This is a genomic window from Shewanella woodyi ATCC 51908 (assembly GCF_000019525.1).
GTDB classification, from domain to species: domain Bacteria; phylum Pseudomonadota; class Gammaproteobacteria; order Enterobacterales; family Shewanellaceae; genus Shewanella; species Shewanella woodyi.
In genome coordinates, this window is sequence record NC_010506.1 from 3,391,628 (window position 1) to 3,411,948 (window position 20,321).

Genomic DNA, 20,321 nt, shown 5'->3' on the forward strand with positions numbered 1-20,321 from the left:
GACACTACATCCTTATGGCGAGTCGACGCCAAACACTAAAAGGTAAACAAGCCAATAGTTTCATTAAGAAGGTAAAACTGGAGGGGAAATCGATATGATGCTTACCTTTAGCTAAGCCCTTAGCGATGCAAATAGCAGCCTGCTGACTGGTTACCTGCATCGGCATGGGAAAGTCATTTTTTGCCGTTAAAGGGGTACTCACAAATCCGGGGCGAACAATACTCACTTCAAGACCATGTTGTGCTAAATCTATGCTCAGAGACTCTCCAAGGTAAGATAGTGCAGCCTTAGATGCACCGTAAGCCTCAGCCCTAGGCAGAGCTAACAGTTCGGCACTTGAGCTAACAAACACAACTCTCCCCCCTTTTTTCATATGTTTAAGCCAAGCCTTAAGACCATAAGCCACTGAGATAAGATTCGTTTGAATAATGGTTTCAAAACTTTCAGCATCAAAATCCATCGCGTTGTCGATATAACGGCAATCCCCAGCATTAAAGACAAGCATATCTAACGCAGGCAAATCAGAAGAGATCTGCTCAACTTGCTTTTTATCTGTAAGATCGAACGCTAAGGTTTGTATCGTTTGAGCAGATGATGCAACCTCCATTAACCGATTCTGATCGCGACCACACGCCAATACTTGCCAACCTAACTGGTCATAATGTTGCGCTAGGGCTTTACCTATCCCAGAGGAGGCGCCTGTTATCATCACAGTTCTCATCTGACAGCCCGCCTTTTGATAGCTTTAACCGCTTTACCTAGCAGCGGAATATGTTCATATAGCATAGAACCGACATCGAGATAATCCCGGTGCATAACAACTTTATTATCTCGCTCCACCAGATGAGAGTGTCCTTCAACCACAATCTTCTCACCGCTATTTAGCTTTGAGTGACAAAAGGTCATGGTCCAATAAATAGCAGCTTGGTTTTCACAAGAGAAAACCGTGTCTATATGAAAAGTACATTCATCAATATTGGTATAAAGCGAGTCGAAATAGCTCATCAATTCGTCAATTCCATCCACACGGTGCAGTGGATCACTAAACTCGATTTCTCTATGGTATATCTGATGAAGAGAGGTTAAGTTGTTGACCCCTAACTCGCTGTAAACAGAAATAAAATTTTGAAGCCATAAGGCATGAACCATAATTTAACCTTTGTAATACTTAACGTATTACCCCTTATAAAATGCGATAGCCCTCAATCTAGCGGCTTTATGCTCTACTACTGGAGGCCAGTAAGTATCTGATACCCCGTGCTTCGCCATATAGTCATGGGGGAAATGAATATATTTTGTAGGTATATCATTAAGCTCTGGTAGATACTTACGAATGAAGTCACCATTTGGATCAAACTTTTGGCTTTGAAGTATTGGATTAAAAACCCGAAAATAGGGTTGAGCATCACAGCCAGTACTTGCAGCCCATTGCCAACCACCATTATTGGCAGAGTGATCGCCATCGATGAGATGCGACATAAAAAACTGTTCACCCTGTCGCCAGTCCACCAAAAGATGTTTAGTTAAAAAACTCGCAACGACCATGCGCAATCGATTATGCATCCAGCCTGTTCTAACAAGCTGCCTCATAGCGGCGTCCACCAGCGGGTAACCAGTCTCACCTTTGCTCCAGGCATCAAACTCTGCTTGCGTACCCGGCCACTGGGTTTTTGCATACTTTTCAAGAAAAGAAGTTTGTTTAGATAGTCTAGGGTAATGAAACAGCAGGTGCTTATAAAAATCACGCCAAATCAATTCATTAAGCCAACAAAATGCAGGGTGGTTATCATCTTCAATTAACTGAGGGTAGCGTGCCAAAAGCTGTTGATATAGGGTCCTTGGACTCAATGCGCCAATCGCCAAATAGGGAGATAAACCAGATGTACCTTTGATGGCAGGAAAATCCCTCCTTTCTTTATAGTCACACACTTTTGCACTAAAAAAATGCGGGATGACCTTCTCCATTACCTCATCCGCCAATGGCCAAGAAGTAGATAATGATGAAGAGTTTATTAAGGAGGATGACGAATTCAACTCCCCTATTAAATCACGAGCGGGGGGTGACAGAGGCTTACTTAAACCCTGAGGCCTACCGATGCACTCAACTCCAAACTCCCGTACATGTTTAAGCCAGGCTTTTTTAAAAGGGGTAAACACCTTAAACATCTCGCCGGATTGATTGAGCACTCTTCCCCTTGGAGCGATAACATCACAATCATAAAACTCAATATCTAAGCCACTTGAAAGTAGTGATCTATCTCTTTGCTGCTCATTAAATTCAGGTTCTGAATTAGCAAGTACACGGTGGATATGATGTTCACGACAAAAACGAATTAACAGCTCACTTTGCGCGCTAAAATCTGTTGACGTTAGGTGAACAAGCTTAACTCCAAGCTCAAAAAGCTGCTGCTCCAGTTGTAGTAGATGCCTGCGGATAAAATCTAGCTTAATCGGCGCTTCGTGGTGCAAGTCCCACTGCTGCGGGGTTGAAATAAACAGAGCATAGCGGCAGCCATTTGCCACCGCATCCATTAAAGCAGGGTTATCAAAGCATCTTAGATCCCTGCGGATCCAAAGTAATACCATTAATAGCCATACCTTAGCCTTAGCTCCTTAGGATGAGGATTAAGGTACGCCTGCTGCTTTAGATATTCGTTGGGAAATTCCAGTAAATAATGCTTAATTAAGGTCAATGGCACTAAGAGTGGTGTCAGCCCCAGCCTGTAAGCATCAATCTGCTCAGTTAACTCCTGACGTTTTGCGTGATCAAGCTGCTTTTTAAAGTAACCTTGCAGATGATGTAATGTGTTAGTGTGGCTCTTACGTGATGCCTTGTTTTTAAGTGCCTCCATCAAACCTGCGATATACTGGTTAGCTAACTCATCAAGGGCTAAATCACTACTTCCAAGTAGCGTCCCTAGCTGACGATAACTCTCAATATGGTGGCTCATCACTAGGTACTTTTGCTCACTATGAAACTGAATAAGCTTGTGCTTTGTTATGCCACTGGCGGCTAAATCTAGCCACTTTTGATAAGTAAACACGCGTGTCATGAAGTTTTCACGGATCACTGCATCATTGAGTCTGCCATTTTCCTCTGCAGGTAACAGAGGATTAGCCTTCATTACCTCACGAGCAAACAAACCGACGCCATTGGACTCAGAACCTTTACCATGATGGTGATGGACCTTAACTCGCTCCATACCGCAACTTGGACTTTTAGCACAAAATATAAAACCACTCAGATGGCTTATCTGCTCTCCAACTTGCTTACCATATGCCGTTAATTTTTCGGTTACATCTCCACTGCCATCAGGGCGAGATACAGTGATAATGTTATCTTTTATTATCTGGCGGATTGTGGGCCGCGGAATGGGCAGTCCAATAGCAACCTCTGGACAGAATGCTTTAAAGTTAGCAAATTCTGACAATGCTTCGGTACAAAATTGTGAGCGTTTATGGCCTGAGTCATAACGTACATTTTCCCCCATGACGCATGCGCTGATCCCAATATTGAGTTTTTTATCCATCATCATCTCCCACTAATAGATGAACTGACCAATAGGGTTAAGTAACTGACTGACCCCTTTGGTAAAGTGAATCGCGTCATTTGAAACAGTGAGGCACACGCAACCTGTTTTAGTCACTGGTTGGTGAGTGTGCTCAGCATCAAGCCAAATAAAGTCTCCCGCTTGATAAACCCCCATCTCATCTTCAAAGCTGCCCTGCAGTAACAAAGTCACTTCAAACCCTTTATGAGTATGGGTCGGGACACTGCCTCCTTTATCGATATGCAGCAGGCTGGTTCTTAAGTCGCCATCTTCAATATTCAAACGAGAGCGAGAAAGTTTGCCCAAGCCCTGAAACGGTTTTATCTCAATGTTTCTTAACGCCCTTGGCACTTTAAATTTAGCACCAGAAACCTCAATTTCTTTATCTATAATGGCCGCCAAATCCACAGTTTCTGCACTGTGCTCAACCTCGGTAATGGACGTTATCGCATCCAACATAGACAATTCACTGCCACTGAGTGATGCTTCAATGTCAGAATCCATTAACTCTTCGCAAAGCCTCTCCACTTGTGGCCCTAAGCCTGACTGTGTAGCTGAGGTTGAACTTTCACCAAAACAAGCATTCGCAGCTTGTTCTGTCAGGAGTTCAACCTGCTTTTGGCACTCAGGACACATCTCAATATGGCTAGCAATCACGACTGAAAGCGAAGCAGGCAAAGATCCTTCAACAAATGAGGACAGAAGCGGCCCTTTAGGATGTAATTTAATCATGTGACTCTCCTACCTGCTCTTTTAACTTAGCAAGGGCTAACCTTAATCTGGACTTAACAGTACCAATTGGAATATTGAGCTGTTTAGCAAGTTGCTCTTGAGATAATTCTTGAAAATATACCCCTTTGACGACTAACTTTTGAGCTTCTGGTAACTGATCAACATAATCAGCTATCTGCCTGTCCATCAAATGATCAGAGAACTCTTCACTGGTGCTATACTCTTCGGCTTCAATTGGCCAGATATCGTCGCCAAGTAACAGCTCATTCTTAACCTTAATTTTTCGCAACATATCGAAAGCGGCATTTCTCATGATGCTATAAACCCATGTGGTTGCAGCGCCCTTATTAGGGTCAAAAAGGGACGCTTTGTTCCATACACGTGATAGCGTCTCCTGCACCAGCTCTGCCGCCATGGCGTCCGTGTTGAGCTGCTTAATGCCAAAGCGCTTAATCTTGGGGGCAAAAAAAGTAAAAATAGCAGTAAATGCACGTTTATCGCGCTTAGTGGCAACTAGCACTATCCAAGCACTTAGCTCAGTAGGAACCTGCTCTTGTGTTTGTTTAGAGATGATATTATTGACCTCGACAATGTGTCGGATCCCCTCGACTTTCTGCATATTGGTGTACTCATTTTCCAGCACTATATGCACCTATACGTAACCCAAACCGAAAAGGATCAACTGTTTTTGACTGTACCTTGAATTAAAGTATGTAAAAAACCTTCTATTTGGTCAAAGCTATAATCAAATATAAATTTTTCCTTTTCATTCAATGATAAAGGTAACACCTCAATAAACCTTGCACAAACCCAATTAGCGTCATAAAAATGAGTTTTCTTATAGAGTTCTCGCAAACTGATATGAGACTTAAAAATCTCACGAAGAGACTCAACTAATTCGCGTGTTTCAGCACTAATTTCACGAAAACCCCAATGCTGTATAGGAGTTAATGCCGCTGTGAGTAACCCACAAGCATCTCGCTCTACAGTGTTAAGTTTGACCATAGTTAATGCTTGAATATCGATTAACAAAATGCTGCCTTCCCCTAAATTGAAATCAATAATTTTTACCCACACTCCCCAATTAGAGCTGGAGTATGGAGAATCCTTTTTATGCAAGCAGACTACAAAGCCCTCACCTTCAATAGCGACTTTTATCATAGAGAGGTATTTGGGTTCGAATATCTTTAGCCGTTGAATTCCACCAGGTAATATTGCCAATGGCAGAGGCATTACAGGCAAACGCTTTGCAAAAAAATTAGTTCTTATATCATCCACATTCACAACCAGATAGTCTTTCATTGAACTAAAATACGGTTTGAATGCCTATTTGGATCAATTAACTTTTGCACTCAGATAAAAAGTTCTACATTCGCCTTCTAGCGAAGAGGTTAATTTGATTAAGTTCAGTTCGATTTAGCGATTAGATTGATTTGAAGCTAATTTTGATTAGAAACTGACTCGAAAATGAGATTAAAGAGCATTTGTTTGGTAAACGTTGAGAGTTGATTAACAGGAAACATAAATGCTCATCGCAATGAATTTTCGTTACTGAAGACACAGAGGAGAAATCTTCCCTGGATGCTAAAGAACAATCAAAAGTGTAATCGAATCGTTACGAAAAAGCGCGCAACAGCAACACATAACTCTAAGTTTTGACAACTTACCAATACAATAAGCTACTCGGGTTGGGGAAGATATTAAATTTCATTAGCCGCAAACATTCAGCTCTAATCAAAGCCAAACTATTAATATCCTTTTAATATTTTCATTAACGACAATTACCTTGCTATCTTTTTATGCTCACCGGATATGAAAACGGATCCTTATTTGATAAAAAGAGAAACTCTTTCATCAAAAATAATTACTTACTTCACCACCTGTGTATCATTTTGTAACCCACTCTTTTTTTATTTTTATAAGCTGAGAAAATATTAGACTAAATTTATATTCATTGAGTTCAATATGAAAAAGCTATCATTAGTCTGCTGCCTGCTATTTCTCACTGCTTGCAGCGCCAATAACGTTAATAAAAATAATGATACATACAACAATACAGATCTTGATAGTTTAGTTCTTCCCTCCCATTACACATCTCCTTGTTTCCGTAAAAATAAGAAAATATATAATGAATTTTCGACTTTATTAGGAAGACTAGAGATAGGCGAGTTAAGTCAGAGTGATGCTGCAAGTAAAATGGTTGTTTTGTGCCCCCATCAACCAGAGATGATTATCTGGCTAACAAATACATTCGCTAAACCGCCTGCTTATCTTTAGGTCAAATACTTAAGAGACATTTACTACACTAATTAGTCTCAAATAATTAGTTCAACGAGCAGATTGCGTTCAAAAATCATTCAACGGGTTCAAGCTGGAAAGCTAGCCTTAGAAATCTAAAATAGCTAGCCTCTGCTTTGAAGTTGAGCTCTCAACATCTACTTTTTATTAAGCACACTCGCCATGGATGGCACTATGGTTACGGGATCTAATCGCATCTGATACCAGTTGACCCGCCAATCAAGATGAGGACCAGTTACTCGTCCTGTGGCACCGACTTCTGCGATGGGTTGCCCCTGCTTTATCGCCTCGCCCTCTGTGACATACAGTTTGCTTAAGTGAAGAAAACTAGAGCTGACACCATAGCCATGGTCGAGAATAACCGTGCCACCTGAGTAGAACATATCCGCTACTGATAAACTGATAATGCCATCGGCGGGAGCGACCACAACGGTTCCTGTTTTAGCAGCAACATCGACGCCATAATGAGGATTTCCAGGTTTGCCGTTATAGACACGTTGACTGCCATATACGCCAGAAATTCTACCTGTGAGAGGCCAGATAAAATCTTGAGTAAAAGCATTTTGCTCTGAAAATTGTGCACGGGCGGCTTTGACCTGCTTACTGTCTTTTCTAGAGCGCTCCACCGCTTTAGGATCTGGTTTCATGATCTTTTTACTGATCCCATTTACCCTATCAATCTTGTACTCTTTTTCACTAATAGTAAGTGGCATTATTTGAGTTAAACCATCAGGATAAACCAGTTTTAGCTCTTGATTGAGTTCAGCTTCACGGCCAAAGCCGAAAGCAAAATCACCTTTTGGGGTAACTTTAACCGCTTCCCCATTGAGTGAAACTTTTGTTCCCGGTTCAACCTGAGCACGAATTAACGCCCCCTGCTCCATCTTACCCACCAGCTCAACTTGAGCTGATGCATGGCTTGATATCAGTAAACTACTTATCACCATGCAGCAGAACACAGCAGAAGACAAAACAGATGGGGTGCTAATATATTTCAAACTCATCTCCAATAGTGAATATCAAGCTCTATGCTTGATGACCTTTAACCGATATCGCGCCTTTACCTACACCTTCGTAGGCGATGACTTTAAACTGACTGTGAGGTGACTTTTCAACTAATGTATTGGCTACAAACTCAGCCAACAGCTCGACCGTTGTATCGTGGGGAATAATCTCACACATGGGTTTAGGCATCGCCAGTTGAAAATCACCTTGTGGGGCTTGATAGTGAAAGCCAAAATGAGTGTCATCACTCACCTTCGCCTGAGGTGAAAGCGTTAACTCATCAATCTTAACCACATCTTCTACAGTGCCAAGGTAGATATCTTTCCAACGTTCAGCCCAATATTCATCCCATTTTGGTGCCGAGATCCCATTCTCAAAAATATTTATCGGGCTACGGTGACCATGGGCGATACGCTGACAGTTTCCATCATGCTTCTTCAAACCGTGGGAGTAATGATAAAAAGGCGTCTCATGAAGCTCATTTCTGAGGGTTAACGCAATGCCATCAACGTTATCGGGTAACACCTCTTTTAAGGCTTTTTGCAAAAAGGTATTCACACTTTCAAAATCGATAAGCTCACTAGGAATAAGCGCAAAAGCTTGCTCAGGGCAGGCCAGATGTATATCCCCTTTAAGGCTATTAAAATCCATCCATACTCTGTCGCCCTGCTGTTGCCAGCGAACTTCGCTGCAAGCTGTAGGGATCAGCAATCGGTGATCGGCGACATTATCAATGGTGTCTTTAATTGTGCGCTTCACTTTTGAGAAGTCGAGCACCATATTTTGTTCATCTAAACCGCCATCGAGTAATACATCGACAATCCAGCTCTCTCCCACCATGCCACGAATGGGACACAGATAAGAAAAGTCAATCACGGTTAAATCTCTAACAAAAAGTTGCATTTACTCTCCTAGGTAGAAAAACAGTCTACCTGTTAATACGTCCACTCGGCGATGGCCAAAGAACTAAAATATGCTAAGTTGATGAAGAGAAAATCATCGACTCATTTGGTGCAAGTTTACATGGGGTCAAGCCGTTTTTCGAGTCGTTTACTTAGGTAATTATCGCCCTTGTAGAGATATCCAGCAAAAAGTCATTTTCTAAGTACAAAAAAAGCGCCAAACGGCGCTTTTTCAAACCAGTATCAATTTACTGGCCACCCTTTAATCGGCGATCTAATTGATCTTTCAGATTCGCTGGCACGCCCTTAATCATGATGGTGTCAGAAATAGGATCATACATCACTCTCTCCCCTAAGTGTGCACCATCAAAGCTTAAGGTAACTCCACCACCTGTACCGGAGAACTTTTTCAGTTGTCTCAAGGTTGGCTTGTCACCCGGAAACTCATCTTCAAGTTCATACTCACCACCGCGGGCAAAGTCATAGAAAGACTCCATACCAGAATCGGCCAGCTCATCGGCGAGATCTTTAATCTCAATATCAGCCCCAACTTCACAGCGCTCAGTACAGTAATCAAACACTTTTTCACGGCACTGCTGACGCTCATCTTTAGTCAGTTCACTACTTGAGACAAAATCCTCAACAGCATTCATCAGTTGCTTATTTTGTGCCTTAGTATTAACCCCTTCAACACATCCCATAAAGTCGAGGAAAAAATCTGCGACTTTACGTCCAGCGCGACCACGAATAAAGGAGATATATTTACGCGAATCGCTATCTGCCTGCCATTCAGTCAGATCGATTCTTGCAGCAAGCTGCACATCTTTCAAATCTAAGTGAGTATTTTGTGACAGCTCCATATCATCCAAAACCGTCATCGATGACTTAGCATTTAACAAAGAGACATAGAGATAATCGCTGGTCATATGGGTATAACATGAAAGCAGCAAGAATCCACCTTGGCTAAAATCATATTTAGACAGCTCCTCTTGCAACAACTTACCCGCCAAACCTGAAAACTCAACAAACCCCAGTTCACCGTTTCGATACTCGCTTAACGCCTGTTCAAACTTAGGGTTTGCTTCGCCATCTTCACCATGAGTACCGAAGTGACCAAAACCTTTACCCGCCTTAGTGGTATAAGTCTGGTGAAGCTCCTCTAACATGGCTTCGACAGCTTCACTATTTAACAGGGGTTGTGGACGCAATCGGCAACTAAGCTGACCTTCACGATCCTGAGAGATGGCGTGGATAATTGCTTGCTCAACGTTAATACTCATAAGCCTCGATATCGATAATAACATTTAACAGCGATGATGATTTCACTGCTAATTTAAGTGGGATGGTTAGGAGATTAAATCTAACCTGAATAATTAGGGTATATTGCCCCAATCATTACGATGCGGCAAGTGAGAAACGTCTCCTTTAACGATTAAATCGGCCATTTTGAACGATGGGGAAAGCACAAAATTCTAAGCCACCAAGCTTAACTGAAGTGGCAAATAGCCAAGGCAAGTTTTAGCTTTACTCTAATACGGTTAACTTATACTCACAAAAGAGGTAAATCACGATACTTTAACCTAGTAAGTATATCGTGATTCCAACGAATTTCGGTTATCATATGCAGTTAATCAAGTTTAGAGTGAAATACTTTTTAATATGGCAATCCAATCCAAATACTCAAATACACAAGTTGAATCCATTATCGCAGAGCTAAGCGCTGTGCTAGATAAGCATCAAGCCCCTACTGACCTCAGATTAATGGTGCTAGGCAACTGCGTTACAGACCTTTTAGCACGCAAGGTTCCAGCCGAAGCACGTGCTAGCGTTGCAGAACAATTCTCGAAAGCACTTGCACAATCGGTGAAAGGTTAATACCTTCAACTTAGATTGCGTAAGAGAGACTGAACCACAAACAAACTTAAGATACATCAGTAGCTAATCAGTAAGCGGAGCCACATGGTCGAGCGTAAAAAAGAGATGGGCCGCGATCGCGTATCGCGCTTAATAAGTTGGGGGCATTGGTTTGCCTTCTTCAACGGCTTTCTTGCCATGATCGTGGGTTTTCGCTATCTAGATACCGTAGGTTACCCTGAGTCATGGCTGGGCTGGGGCTATCTGGCCATCAGCACTATCGGCCACTTCAGCTTTTTATCCTTTATCGTCTATCTGGTACTGGTTTTCCCTGTTACCTTACTTCTGCCCTATTCAAAGATATTACGGGGCTACGCTGCATCTATTGCAACGTTAAGTCTGTGCATCTTGCTATATGACACCATTATTTATGACGATTATGGCCTCCACCTTAGCCCCTTTGTTTTTGATTTAGCGTGGGCTGATCTTAACGCTCTTCTACGTGGAACCTCCTATATTGTGACCCCTATAGGGATCATAGTGCTTGAGCTAACAGCGGCTAACTTCCTATGGAAACGCATCGAGAAGATACATAAGGTTAAATGTGGTAATAAGGTCGTTGCTTTTGTTGGGCTCTGTTTTGTCAGTAGCCACCTCATTCATATCTGGGCTGATGCAGCGTCAGTGACAGACATCACTCGCTTAGACGATGCCTACCCCCTCTCTTACCCTGCTACAGCTCGCTCATTTATGGAGAGCCATGGCATCGATGGGGATAAAAATAATAAACGTCACTCTGATCTACGAAGCAATATCAGCTACCCAATCACCCCCATGCAATGCGTGAATGAGGAGCCAAAGAACAATATTCTCTTAATTACAGTAGATAGTTTAAGGGCCGACATGCTTGATGAAAGCACTATGCCCTTCCTTAGCCAGTACGCCAAAGAGAACCAAGATTTTCATCAACACCTAAGTGGCGGCACGCAGTTTTCCAGTGGCATGTTCTCTATTATGTATGGGCTGCAGGGAAGTTACATCAACGATGGTACCTTAGATCACACTGAGCCACTTTTAATCCAAGAGCTGAATCGACAAGGTTATCAAACCGCTCTGTTTGCTACTGACGATCTGGTATTTAAACCTAACGCCATCTTCAAAGGGCTAGAGCAACACATCTCTGCAGTTGACAATAGCCATGCCATGGCAGATAAAGCTTCAATTGCGAGTTTTGAAAAGTGGCGTACTCAAACAAGTTCACCTTGGTTTGGGCTTATCAACCTGCGCTCCCCAGAGAGCTATGACACACCGATTGGATTTTTAGGCATAGAAACCGTTCGCCCTAAAAAGACACTCACATCGGCTGAGCGAGTGCTATTTAACCAATACCGTCAATCACTGAACTTTATTGATAACGAACTGAAAAACGTGATCCAAGCTTTGCCTCAGGAGACCTTAGTCATAATCACAGGTGTCAGTGGAAAGTTATTTACAAGCAACCCCAATGAAGCACGTAGCAATATGTCTCCTGACAATGTTCATGTGCCTTTGATCATACATTGGCCAGGCAAAGTTCCTCCAAAAGATATCAAGTATCGAACTAGCCATTATGGAATTGCACCAACGCTATTAAGCCAGGTACTTGGTTGCACAAACGCACCTACAGATTACAGTGCCGGTCGTAGCCTACTTCAACCTGATAGCGAGTCTTGGGTCTATGTGGGTGATAACCTTATTTTTGGGATCTATCAGAACTCAGAGATCACAGTGATCGACCGCCATGGAAAATATCGCATTTATGATGAAAATTATGAACGCAGGTTGCGTAAAAAGATGAGCGCACCGGAGTTAATTGAAGTGATGCGCGAAGGACGCCGCCTCTACAATCAATGATATGCTCTCTATCCTAGTCTATGTTTCGAGTGAAATTAGCCCAGAGCCTCATACCAATCAGTATAAAGATTTGATCGCTCAGCGAGAGTTTAGCGGTCCTGAGGCAAGACAACGAGTGAAGAGCATAGTTGTTCTACGGTCAAGCTCGTTAACACAGCATCAGGACCGCTAAAACTCGCCTGTAAGGAGTGTTTTTGGCTGCCTACTTCTGCGTTGAATGAACTCACAAGGGAACAACCATTATCTCATCCATTCGCCTTGAATTAGTTTGCCAAAACACACTCTGAGTAGATCAACTTCATATACTGATTGGTATTAGCCACAAAGCACTGAAAGCTTACAAACTAAGCAGTTGATACAAAGGGACAACTAAGAGCTTGCACAAGCAGCAGTGAGTTGATAAAGTTCTGCTTCGTTCGATGGGGCTTAGCTTCAGGAACAAACATCGGGATATGGCCTAGTCCGGTAAGGCGCTTGTCTGGGGGACAAGAGATCGCAGGTTCAAATCCTGCTATCCCGACCAAATATTGAAAAGCCGCTAATCGAAAGATTGGCGGCTTTTTGCTATAAATGTTCTACTGTTTTGGAGTAGATGCCTCCCTTGCGCAAGGGTGGCCAAATATCAACTATGACGCTGCAAAACCTTGCTACTTTGTACTTCAAAAAATAATTCTTATTACTTTTCTTACTGACGTTTCTGTAAAAAAGCTAACGAATCACTTAAGTTTTTCATCCAAGCAAGGTATAACAATACAACAGAGAAAGATTTACAAAAGCGTAACAGGTAGCTTTAGCAGAGAAAACTCTGCGCCTAAGAAGCTAAACGGTGTAGAAATCATTTGTTTACAATAATTGCAGTTCATTTTTGACTGCTCTCATTTTTAAGCGTTAGCATCTATAGTTAGCATAACAAGAAATAATAAAAAGGCTATATGCTCAAAGTATCCCAGCAACACCTAAAACTCTCTGCCTTACTCGGTTTAATAGGATTACTTATTAATCTTTATCCTATTCCCCTGTTTGGTAATGTTCAATTGGTGTTGGGCAACCTTTTTTTTGTGATTGTCGCAATTTTATTAGGGCCTTGGTATGCCCTTCTTTGTGCTGCGATCTCCTCCATTGGCCTCATTGTTTCTTGGTCAAGCATTCATGTATTCCTCTTTTTCTGTGCTGAAGCAATGTGGCTCGGATTTACCAGAAGAAAAGATATCTATGCTCTCTATGCCGACATAGGTTTCTGGCTCATTATAGGTATGCCACTCTTTTATCTTTATGCCACCAACTTCTCAGAACTTCCACAAAGCCACCTCTCGTTTATCACTTTAAAGCAGGGGATAAATGGCTTTATCTGCGCCGCACTCGGCTCATTAGCTGTTACTGTATTTTCAGGTTTTTGGTACCTTAAAAATAAGGTGCGGGATAAGAAGAGACGAACTTTCCATGCCCAATTAACCTATAGCTTTACATTGGTACTGACCATCTCTTTGCTCAGTTCTGCTCTAGTGTTTAATCATCAAGTCATTTTGAAGCAGCAAGAGAGTCTGAATCAAAACTTACATGACTCAGCGGTTCATTTAGGCCAAGCAACTGAAGTGTTTCTCGATACCCATAAAAAAGCGATCAGTAATGCCTCGCAATGGCTTAGCCTTTCCCAAACAGATATTTCTGGCTGGCAAGAAAGACTAACCAAACTACATGAAAGCTATTCAGATTTTATCAGCATGATAGTCACCGACAGTGATGCACGGATCATTGCAGCAACTCCTCTTGAGCTTCTAGGTTCAGAAAAGGTTAAAAATAAAAGCTTTTCCGTTAAAGACAGGCACTATTTCCAAGAAGCATTTTATAAACAACAAACCTTCGTTTCTCCAGCCTTTTGGGGCAGGGGCTTTGGAACCGATCCCATAGTCGCCATCAGCGCTCCCATCTACAATGGCAGTGACTCAGTGCAAGCAGCTGGGATAATTGAGGGTTCTCTGAACTTAACAAGCTTTGTTGATATTGAGCAGAAAAACCTCGTATATGAAATGCAGTCAATGATTTTAATTGATGAAAATGAACGTATTATCTACGCTTCAAAATCTTTAGCGCTACCCGTTTTATCAAAATTTGAGTCAGTAGAGAGTGGAAAAGATTACAAAACATCTCTGCAACTGATTAACCTTTATAATCTTAATAACCCAAACCCTGAGTTTGTGTACACAAACTATCAGCTCAACAACGGCTGGAAGTTGTATATAGTTAAACCTTTCTCTCCTCTGTTAAAGCTGCTAGAAACTCAATATTTAACAACTTTTACCGTACTGCTTCTCTCCTTGATTATCACCGTTATAGTGACACGAGTGATAAGCACCAGATTAACAGATCCCTTAACCATGATTGCCAACAAGTTTGGCGATAAGGGACACAAAAATGCGGCAGCCTACCATATCGATGAGGAGTCGCCTCAAGAGTTTTTAACGTTATATCAAAGCATTAAGAAAAGTAAGCAGGAGTTGATAAGTTATCAATTAGAGCTTGAAGAGAAAGTTGCTATCCGAACATTCGAGCTGGAGAAGGCCAATAAGAAACTGCAATCGCTAGCGGAGAAAGATGACTTAACGGGATTATTTAACCGCAGAAGCGCTGAAAGTCGATTTAAAACCACACATAACCTCTGCCTAAGAAGTGATGAAGTGATGGTCATTGCCATACTCGATATCGATAACTTTAAAGCCATCAATGATACTTTCGGCCACCAAGGTGGTGATCAATGCCTAAGAGCCATAGCCAAAAGCATGAAGCTCTTTTTTAAACGTGATAGTGACGTTATTTCCCGCTATGGTGGTGAAGAGTTTTTACTTATCTTACCGATGACAAATCCAGATATGGTTGAAGATCACCTGAATGAGTTCAGGTTGCAGATCAAAAGACTTGTGATCAATCCCCCTAATGAAGAAACCGAGATCATGATGACAGTCAGTATTGGGGCTATCGTGGCGAATGCAAACTACAGTAAGTTACTCGAAGATTGGTTTAGACAAGCGGATTTGAACCTATATCAGGCTAAAAACCAAGGCAGAGATAAAGTCATAGTGACTAAACCTCCAGCCCCCTCTGACTTCAACATTTAATCTAGATTTTGTTTATCAATAAACCGATCCATTTTATCCAATAAATAGGGAAAAAATGGATTCCACTTTTGCCTCAACATCTCATCGGCTTGCACCCCTAATACTCCTCTCTCTCCTCTGGAAGATGTGGCCCCTATTTGAACGCGATCGATGTAGTTAACCCCTTCAGGGCCATATAAACTATCTTCAATAGGAAATGGGATGGCAACATGTGATAGAGAATAAACATTAGCGGGCCACTCTTGAGCAATCAAATTAATATTGCTATCACCATTTGGATAACGGGTTCTTGCTTGTACCTGTCGTCTCAAAGCCCCCTGCCCACTTCTATTTTCAACAAGCGTATATTTAAAGTGTAATGGCAACCTCTCAATGAGATGCTCAAAATAATCCAAAGGATCGTTAAGTATCAATCCCATATTGACTTCGGTTCGATTAATATCAAATATCACCAACTCATGACCATTTTCAGGGAGCTTTTGATAAAAATCAGTCACAACGGCCCCAGTAGAGACCGTGTCATCCACTAATGATTGAAAGGTCAGTGAAGTTTCGAGGCTTAGTAACGCCTCTGAAGATAATTGGCTTAACAGCCATTGATTACGCATAGCAAGCTGATAAACCACGTCACCCGCATTGACAGCAAACGAGTTATATTTAAACGGATCGTACTCAGTTTGAAGGCTATTCCAACTTAACTTCTCTAAGCCTAATAGCTCCCCAAGCCAAGCTTGCCACTTTGCTCCAGCGGCCACTGGGGATAGCCCTATCGCTGGAGAGAGAAAAATCATGCCAGAGTAATCTGTAGATTGCCCCTTCATAAGCCGTTCAAGTTCATGATTTAAACCCAATGCAGCTCCTGTTGAAAAACCAACTAAGTACAAGGGCTTCCCCTTTAATACCTTTTGCATATGCTCTGTCGCTAATGACACCGCCGATGCTATATCTTGCCACTCGATATCGATAAGTCCTGAAGGTATCGTTCCATGCCCTGGTAGTCTGAGAGCTAATACATGTGCTTTTCCTTTAAAATGTTTAGCAAGATGGGAAGTTGCATAGGGAGAGTCTGACATTCCATGAAGAAGTAGCACACCAAAATCCGCATCAGCTTGCGGCCATTCATAACTTCTGTTCCAGTCCGTACGCCATTTTTGGGGATCTGATAAGCTTCCACGAACATAACGGTTAATCACAGAGTCAAAAGAGTGAGGAGTACGTCCATAAATCCTCTCTTCGACTTCATCAAAAATCACCTGTTCTAACGCCATGAGCTGCGAAAAATTATCGAACTCTAATGACCTTTTATAGGCTGACTTCAGCTCAGTTTTATGCCAAACATCGAGATCCGCTCTAGAAGTTAAATACCAAATGCTGCCACATAACAGTGCAATGACAACCCCTAATGATGCATAAAACAGTGCCATCAATAGGTGCTTGGTTGAACCAATGACTAAGGTTTTCATTACTCTCCTGAGACTAACAACATAGGAAAAACTTAATGGACATTAACTTACACGCTTTAACCGAGTAAAATCTAGCAATCCTCTCCTTTAAGTCACAACTCTGGTTATATAATGCACTTATCAGACACAATAGACACTAAAGTCATCAGTTTAGGGGCTCATAATCCGACATACTGCTTTTATCTTCCAACTCCTCCAGTATTCCCTAAAGAGTGGAGCTTGGCTCAGGATGATGCGATTTCAGTGCTAATTGAACACAATGGAAATCACTGGCGAAAAATATTAACTATTATGGCAAAAATCTGCGCACCTAGTGAAGATTGGAAACATTATCGAGATACACATCTGCTCAAGCACAATGAAATAATCTTGATTGGTGCTGACACACTATTACAAACGAATATCCCTCAACAAAAATTATGGCATTTCCTTGTGGGGTCAGTGGTTTCACAGCAGCTTTCAATAGAAACTCAAGACCTCTCTTTTATTGAGGTAAACCACAACTCAAAGCTGGTTTATGATAACCAATCATTACTCATTACCCCCTACTTAGATTATCGGCAATTCCCAAATCAACTGATTGCAGAAACAAGGGCGCTGATAGCAAGCAAGAGCTAGGAGCTAACTAAAAAGCACCCATTAAAAAGGCGCTTTCGCGCCTTATATACCCAAGCCACCTCAAAATGATGAATTCTGCATCTTGAAGTTGTTTGGGTATAGTAATAAAAAATGTTTAATCATATATTGTCGGTATCGCTTCTCGTTTATGCTGAGTCGCTTTGTATATCCCAATCAATCTATCTTCAACATAGGAATCGACAGCTTTCCCTTCCAGAAAATCGTCAATCTGTTCATAGGTTAACCCGAGTGCGACCTCATCCTCCAATTGAGGTTTATCCTCTTCCAGATCTGCAGTAGGCGCTTTTTCAACAAGTACGGCTGGAGCGCCTAAATATGCTGCTAGCTGACGAACCTGCCGCTTATTTAAACCAAAAAGAGGAGCAAGATCACAAGCTCCATCACCCCATTTGGTATAAAAGCCGGTAATATTCTCGGCACTATGATCCGTACCAACCACTAAGCCTCCAGTTAGCCCAGCGATTTCATACTGAGCTATCATGCGCATTCTCGCTTTGACATTACCCTTCACAAAATCGAGTTTCGTACTGTCGCAGACTTCAATTCCCGCTGAGGTTAAGCCTGATAATGTCTCTTGATGCACTCCACTAACGCCATCATGAATATTCACAGTGACCAGTTTTGAGGGAGAAATAAATTGACATGCTAGTTGAGCCTCATCTTCATCTTTTTGAACATGATAAGGTAGACGAACAGCAATGAACTGGTAAAGCTCAGAGCTGGTCTCTTCATTAAGCTGCTCAACGGCAAGTTGACATAGCTTTCCAGCAAGTGATGAGTCAACTCCACCACTGATCCCAAGCACTAATGTTTGTGTATGTGACTCTTTTAACTTTAACTTTATAAATGCAATCCGTCTCTCAACTTCATAACTTGCCTCAATTGCAGGCTGCACTTTCATTTCACGTAAAATCTGTCCTTTCACAAGCTGTGCTCCAAAATGTGTTCCATATTACAGTCGATAATTATGGGCTAAATTAAGCTGAATACCAATCCCATCACGGGCCAAATTTATGTTAATTTTCCTTTTAACATATTCAAAATACCAGTTCCTTTTGCTATCTACAGAGCATAAGAGAAGCAAGTAAAGAATCCACCTTCTGAAGAAGGTGGCTTTGTATTAGCCCCCTAAAAGGGGGCGTTGTCTACTTCAAATCTAATTGCGGCTGCTCCTGTTTTTCAACCTTTTCTTGATGCCTTACATATCTTCGAATCACTTCCTCATTAATCCCCACTGTGTCAACAAAGTAACCTCTTTGCCAAAAGTGATTTCCCCATAGCTTATTTTTCCGAAGATACGGATACTTGCTAAACATTTTCAAAGCAATTTTACCTTTTAAAGCACCCATCAACTTTGAAATCGATAGCTTCGGAGGAACTTTGATAACCAGATGTACATGGTCTATTTGTACATTCAACTCTACAACCACACACCCTAACTGCTCACTATAGACATGAATACATCAGTAAACATCTTTTCCTAACTTATTCTTTAAAATCCTAAACCTATACTTAGGTGTCCAAACTATGTGATATTGACATCGCCAATACACATGCGATGCTTTCTCATATCTACTCATGTTTTTTATCCTCTATTACTTCGCTAAAAGTTAGAGTTCAATTAACATGAGTAGATATTCAGGCAAAGCCTAATTGATGATAACCACCTACTGAAGTAGGTGGTTTAGGGCTGAAAATAAAATGCCAGCAATCAATGCTGGCATTCTACTCACTTTCAACAAAGTGATCCCTGTGTTAATAAACAAGCTTTTTCACTAGGTGTTTCCGCCTGTCATAAACACTGAACTTCCAATTATTTAACGACCGCATGAGAAAATGAGTAAACAATACCAAGTGAGATAGCGTGAGGGTCATTGCCCATTAAAGGCACCACCTTATCTCCATGGCCTTTACCATTCACACTAAAGTTAACATTATCGTCATTATCCATATTCGCATACGCAATGTAGAGGGTTGTTTGAGTATCAAATTGATAATCGTAACCGACGGCTATCTGAGTTGCATCACTTGCATCTCCTTCACCAGAGCTAACGGCAAATTGCGCTTTGATTTTACCCTTGTCCCCCACCTCCATGCTGCCACCAAGGGAGAAACTATCTCTATCATTCCCAGGTGAACCACCGATATCCATCTCACTTTGATAACCACCACCTACGCTAAAGCGTCCAAAGTGGTAACCTAAGGTTACTGCAGCTGCAGTATGGTCTTTATCAACCATCTCCCCTTGGCCGATACTTGTGTACATGACACCTAACTTTAAATCATCTCTAACATAGTTCCCCTTCAAGAGGTAATAATCAGAGTCATCAACCCCCTCCTCTGGAACATAAGTCACAGCAGCATCAAAACCAGAAAAGTCAGGAGTTTTATAATAGACCACATTATCGGAACGTCCCGGTATACCACTGGCTTCCCAGAGGTTCCCCAGATCGCCAACCTGATCGGCAAACAGATTATAATCATTGGCATATTGATCTAAAAATGGCATGTGGCCGGCTAAAGCAGTACCAAATTTGCCTTCAATACCTAAAAACGAAGGACGGCCTTTGGTAAATATCTGCCCAGAAGACTCAGCACCACCATTACCATCATTTCCTCCTTGAGCTGTAAGGTCGACACCAGTTTCATATTGAAAAATAATTTTCAGATCTGAGTTTATCTGATGGTCGCCATTAAAGCCTAAACGGGATGAGTTACTTGCAACATAGATACTGCTATCTTGTCCATCATCAACACTATCAACCGAGAGATGACCTTGACCGTAGATATTAAGTTCGATCGCCTGTGCCGGTGAACACAAACAAGTGATACAAGCTGCTAGGAGCGTTATTTGTCTATTCATCATTCAAT

At 41.8% G+C, this 20,321-nt stretch carries 18 protein-coding genes, 1 tRNA gene and 1 pseudogene; 6 read left to right on the plus strand and 14 right to left on the minus strand.

The annotated features are described in order from the left end of the window. Positions 1 to 4 precede the first annotated feature (4 nt). The 7 genes from SWOO_RS14330 to SWOO_RS14360 are packed head-to-tail and all read right to left on the minus strand — an operon-like array spanning position 5 to position 5,585. Entirely contained in the window at positions 5 to 721 is a 717-nt protein-coding gene (locus tag SWOO_RS14330) for an SDR family NAD(P)-dependent oxidoreductase (RefSeq protein ID WP_012325387.1), read from the minus strand. After that, positions 718 to 1,149 carry a nuclear transport factor 2 family protein gene (locus tag SWOO_RS14335; protein ID WP_012325388.1) on the minus strand — a complete coding sequence of 144 codons (432 nt, stop codon included), beginning with the start codon at positions 1,147 to 1,149 and terminating at the stop codon, positions 718 to 720. Before SWOO_RS14335 ends, SWOO_RS14330 begins: the two co-directional genes overlap by 4 nt. Before the next feature lie 27 nt (positions 1,150 to 1,176). Next, positions 1,177 to 2,586 (minus strand): deoxyribodipyrimidine photo-lyase, encoded by a 1,410-nt coding sequence (gene phrB / locus SWOO_RS14340; protein ID WP_012325389.1) that lies wholly within the window; start codon positions 2,584 to 2,586, stop codon positions 1,177 to 1,179. Next, a complete protein-coding gene (locus SWOO_RS14345) occupies positions 2,586 to 3,533 on the minus strand; it encodes a YbgA family protein (RefSeq protein ID WP_407636072.1) in 948 nt (315 codons plus the stop codon). The genes phrB and SWOO_RS14345 overlap by 1 nt, the downstream gene beginning before the upstream one ends. 9 nt (positions 3,534 to 3,542) lie before the next feature. Further along, entirely contained in the window at positions 3,543 to 4,283 is a 741-nt protein-coding gene (locus SWOO_RS14350) for a ChrR family anti-sigma-E factor (RefSeq protein ID WP_012325391.1), read from the minus strand. Beyond that, positions 4,276 to 4,926, minus strand: a complete 651-nt coding sequence (locus tag SWOO_RS14355) for a sigma-70 family RNA polymerase sigma factor (RefSeq protein WP_012325392.1) — start codon at positions 4,924 to 4,926, stop codon at positions 4,276 to 4,278. Before SWOO_RS14355 ends, SWOO_RS14350 begins: the two co-directional genes overlap by 8 nt. A 35-nt stretch (positions 4,927 to 4,961) precedes the next feature. Next, a complete protein-coding gene (locus SWOO_RS14360) occupies positions 4,962 to 5,585 on the minus strand; it encodes an LON peptidase substrate-binding domain-containing protein (RefSeq protein ID WP_012325393.1) in 624 nt (207 codons plus the stop codon). A gap of 663 nt (positions 5,586 to 6,248) precedes the next feature. Here SWOO_RS14360 and SWOO_RS14365 point away from each other — a divergent pair. Next, the gene (locus SWOO_RS14365) at positions 6,249 to 6,560 is read left to right on the plus strand and encodes a hypothetical protein (RefSeq protein WP_012325394.1); all 312 of its coding nucleotides are present in this window, start codon (positions 6,249 to 6,251) and stop codon (positions 6,558 to 6,560) included. 158 nt (positions 6,561 to 6,718) lie between these two features. On the opposite strand, the gene SWOO_RS14370 is transcribed toward SWOO_RS14365, so the two are convergent. The 3 genes from SWOO_RS14370 to yejK all read right to left on the minus strand — a co-directional run bounded on the left by SWOO_RS14370 (position 6,719) and on the right by yejK (position 9,768). Then, positions 6,719 to 7,528, minus strand: a complete 810-nt coding sequence (locus tag SWOO_RS14370) for a M23 family metallopeptidase (RefSeq protein WP_041418176.1) — start codon at positions 7,526 to 7,528, stop codon at positions 6,719 to 6,721. Between the two features lie 79 nt (positions 7,529 to 7,607). Further along, positions 7,608 to 8,489, minus strand: a complete 882-nt coding sequence (locus tag SWOO_RS14375; RefSeq protein ID WP_012325396.1) for a 6-carboxytetrahydropterin synthase — start codon at positions 8,487 to 8,489, stop codon at positions 7,608 to 7,610. 247 nt (positions 8,490 to 8,736) lie between these two features. After that, on the minus strand, positions 8,737 to 9,768 hold the full coding sequence (gene yejK, locus SWOO_RS14380) for a nucleoid-associated protein YejK (protein ID WP_012325397.1): 1,032 nt from the start codon (positions 9,766 to 9,768) through the stop codon (positions 8,737 to 8,739). A gap of 379 nt (positions 9,769 to 10,147) precedes the next feature. Here yejK and SWOO_RS14385 point away from each other — a divergent pair, with 379 nt between their 5' ends. The 4 genes from SWOO_RS14385 to SWOO_RS14405 all read left to right on the plus strand — a co-directional run bounded on the left by SWOO_RS14385 (position 10,148) and on the right by SWOO_RS14405 (position 15,348). Further along, positions 10,148 to 10,363: a YejL family protein gene (locus SWOO_RS14385; protein WP_012325398.1), complete on the plus strand. Its 216-nt coding sequence runs from the start codon at positions 10,148 to 10,150 to the stop codon at positions 10,361 to 10,363. Positions 10,364 to 10,447: 84 nt separating this feature from the next. After that, on the plus strand, positions 10,448 to 12,235 hold the full coding sequence (locus tag SWOO_RS14390) for a DUF3413 domain-containing protein (protein ID WP_012325399.1): 1,788 nt from the start codon (positions 10,448 to 10,450) through the stop codon (positions 12,233 to 12,235). Positions 12,236 to 12,681: 446 nt separating this feature from the next. Continuing rightward, positions 12,682 to 12,758: transfer RNA gene (locus SWOO_RS14395), tRNA-Pro, on the plus strand. A gap of 409 nt (positions 12,759 to 13,167) precedes the next feature. Then, positions 13,168 to 15,348, plus strand: a complete 2,181-nt coding sequence (locus SWOO_RS14405) for a sensor domain-containing diguanylate cyclase (RefSeq protein ID WP_012325400.1) — start codon at positions 13,168 to 13,170, stop codon at positions 15,346 to 15,348. On the opposite strand, the gene SWOO_RS14410 is transcribed toward SWOO_RS14405, so the two are convergent. Further along, entirely contained in the window at positions 15,345 to 16,811 is a 1,467-nt protein-coding gene (locus SWOO_RS14410; RefSeq protein ID WP_012325401.1) for an alpha/beta hydrolase, read from the minus strand. The genes SWOO_RS14405 and SWOO_RS14410 overlap by 4 nt on opposite strands. Before the next feature lie 111 nt (positions 16,812 to 16,922). Here SWOO_RS14410 and SWOO_RS14415 point away from each other — a divergent pair, with 111 nt between their 5' ends. Beyond that, entirely contained in the window at positions 16,923 to 17,429 is a 507-nt protein-coding gene (locus SWOO_RS14415) for a DUF6942 family protein (protein WP_012325402.1), read from the plus strand. Positions 17,430 to 17,544: 115 nt separating this feature from the next. On the opposite strand, the gene nadE is transcribed toward SWOO_RS14415, so the two are convergent. The 3 genes and pseudogenes from nadE to SWOO_RS14430 form a co-directional block, all read right to left on the minus strand. Next, on the minus strand, positions 17,545 to 18,375 hold the full coding sequence (gene nadE, locus SWOO_RS14420; RefSeq protein WP_012325403.1) for an ammonia-dependent NAD(+) synthetase: 831 nt from the start codon (positions 18,373 to 18,375) through the stop codon (positions 17,545 to 17,547). A 220-nt stretch (positions 18,376 to 18,595) separates the two neighbouring features. After that, positions 18,596 to 19,030, minus strand: a pseudogene (gene tnpA, locus SWOO_RS14425) (IS200/IS605-like element ISShwo2 family transposase). Between the two features lie 233 nt (positions 19,031 to 19,263). Further along, positions 19,264 to 20,316 carry a porin gene (locus SWOO_RS14430; RefSeq protein WP_012325404.1) on the minus strand — a complete coding sequence of 351 codons (1,053 nt, stop codon included), beginning with the start codon at positions 20,314 to 20,316 and terminating at the stop codon, positions 19,264 to 19,266. Between the last annotated feature and the right edge of the window lie 5 nt (positions 20,317 to 20,321).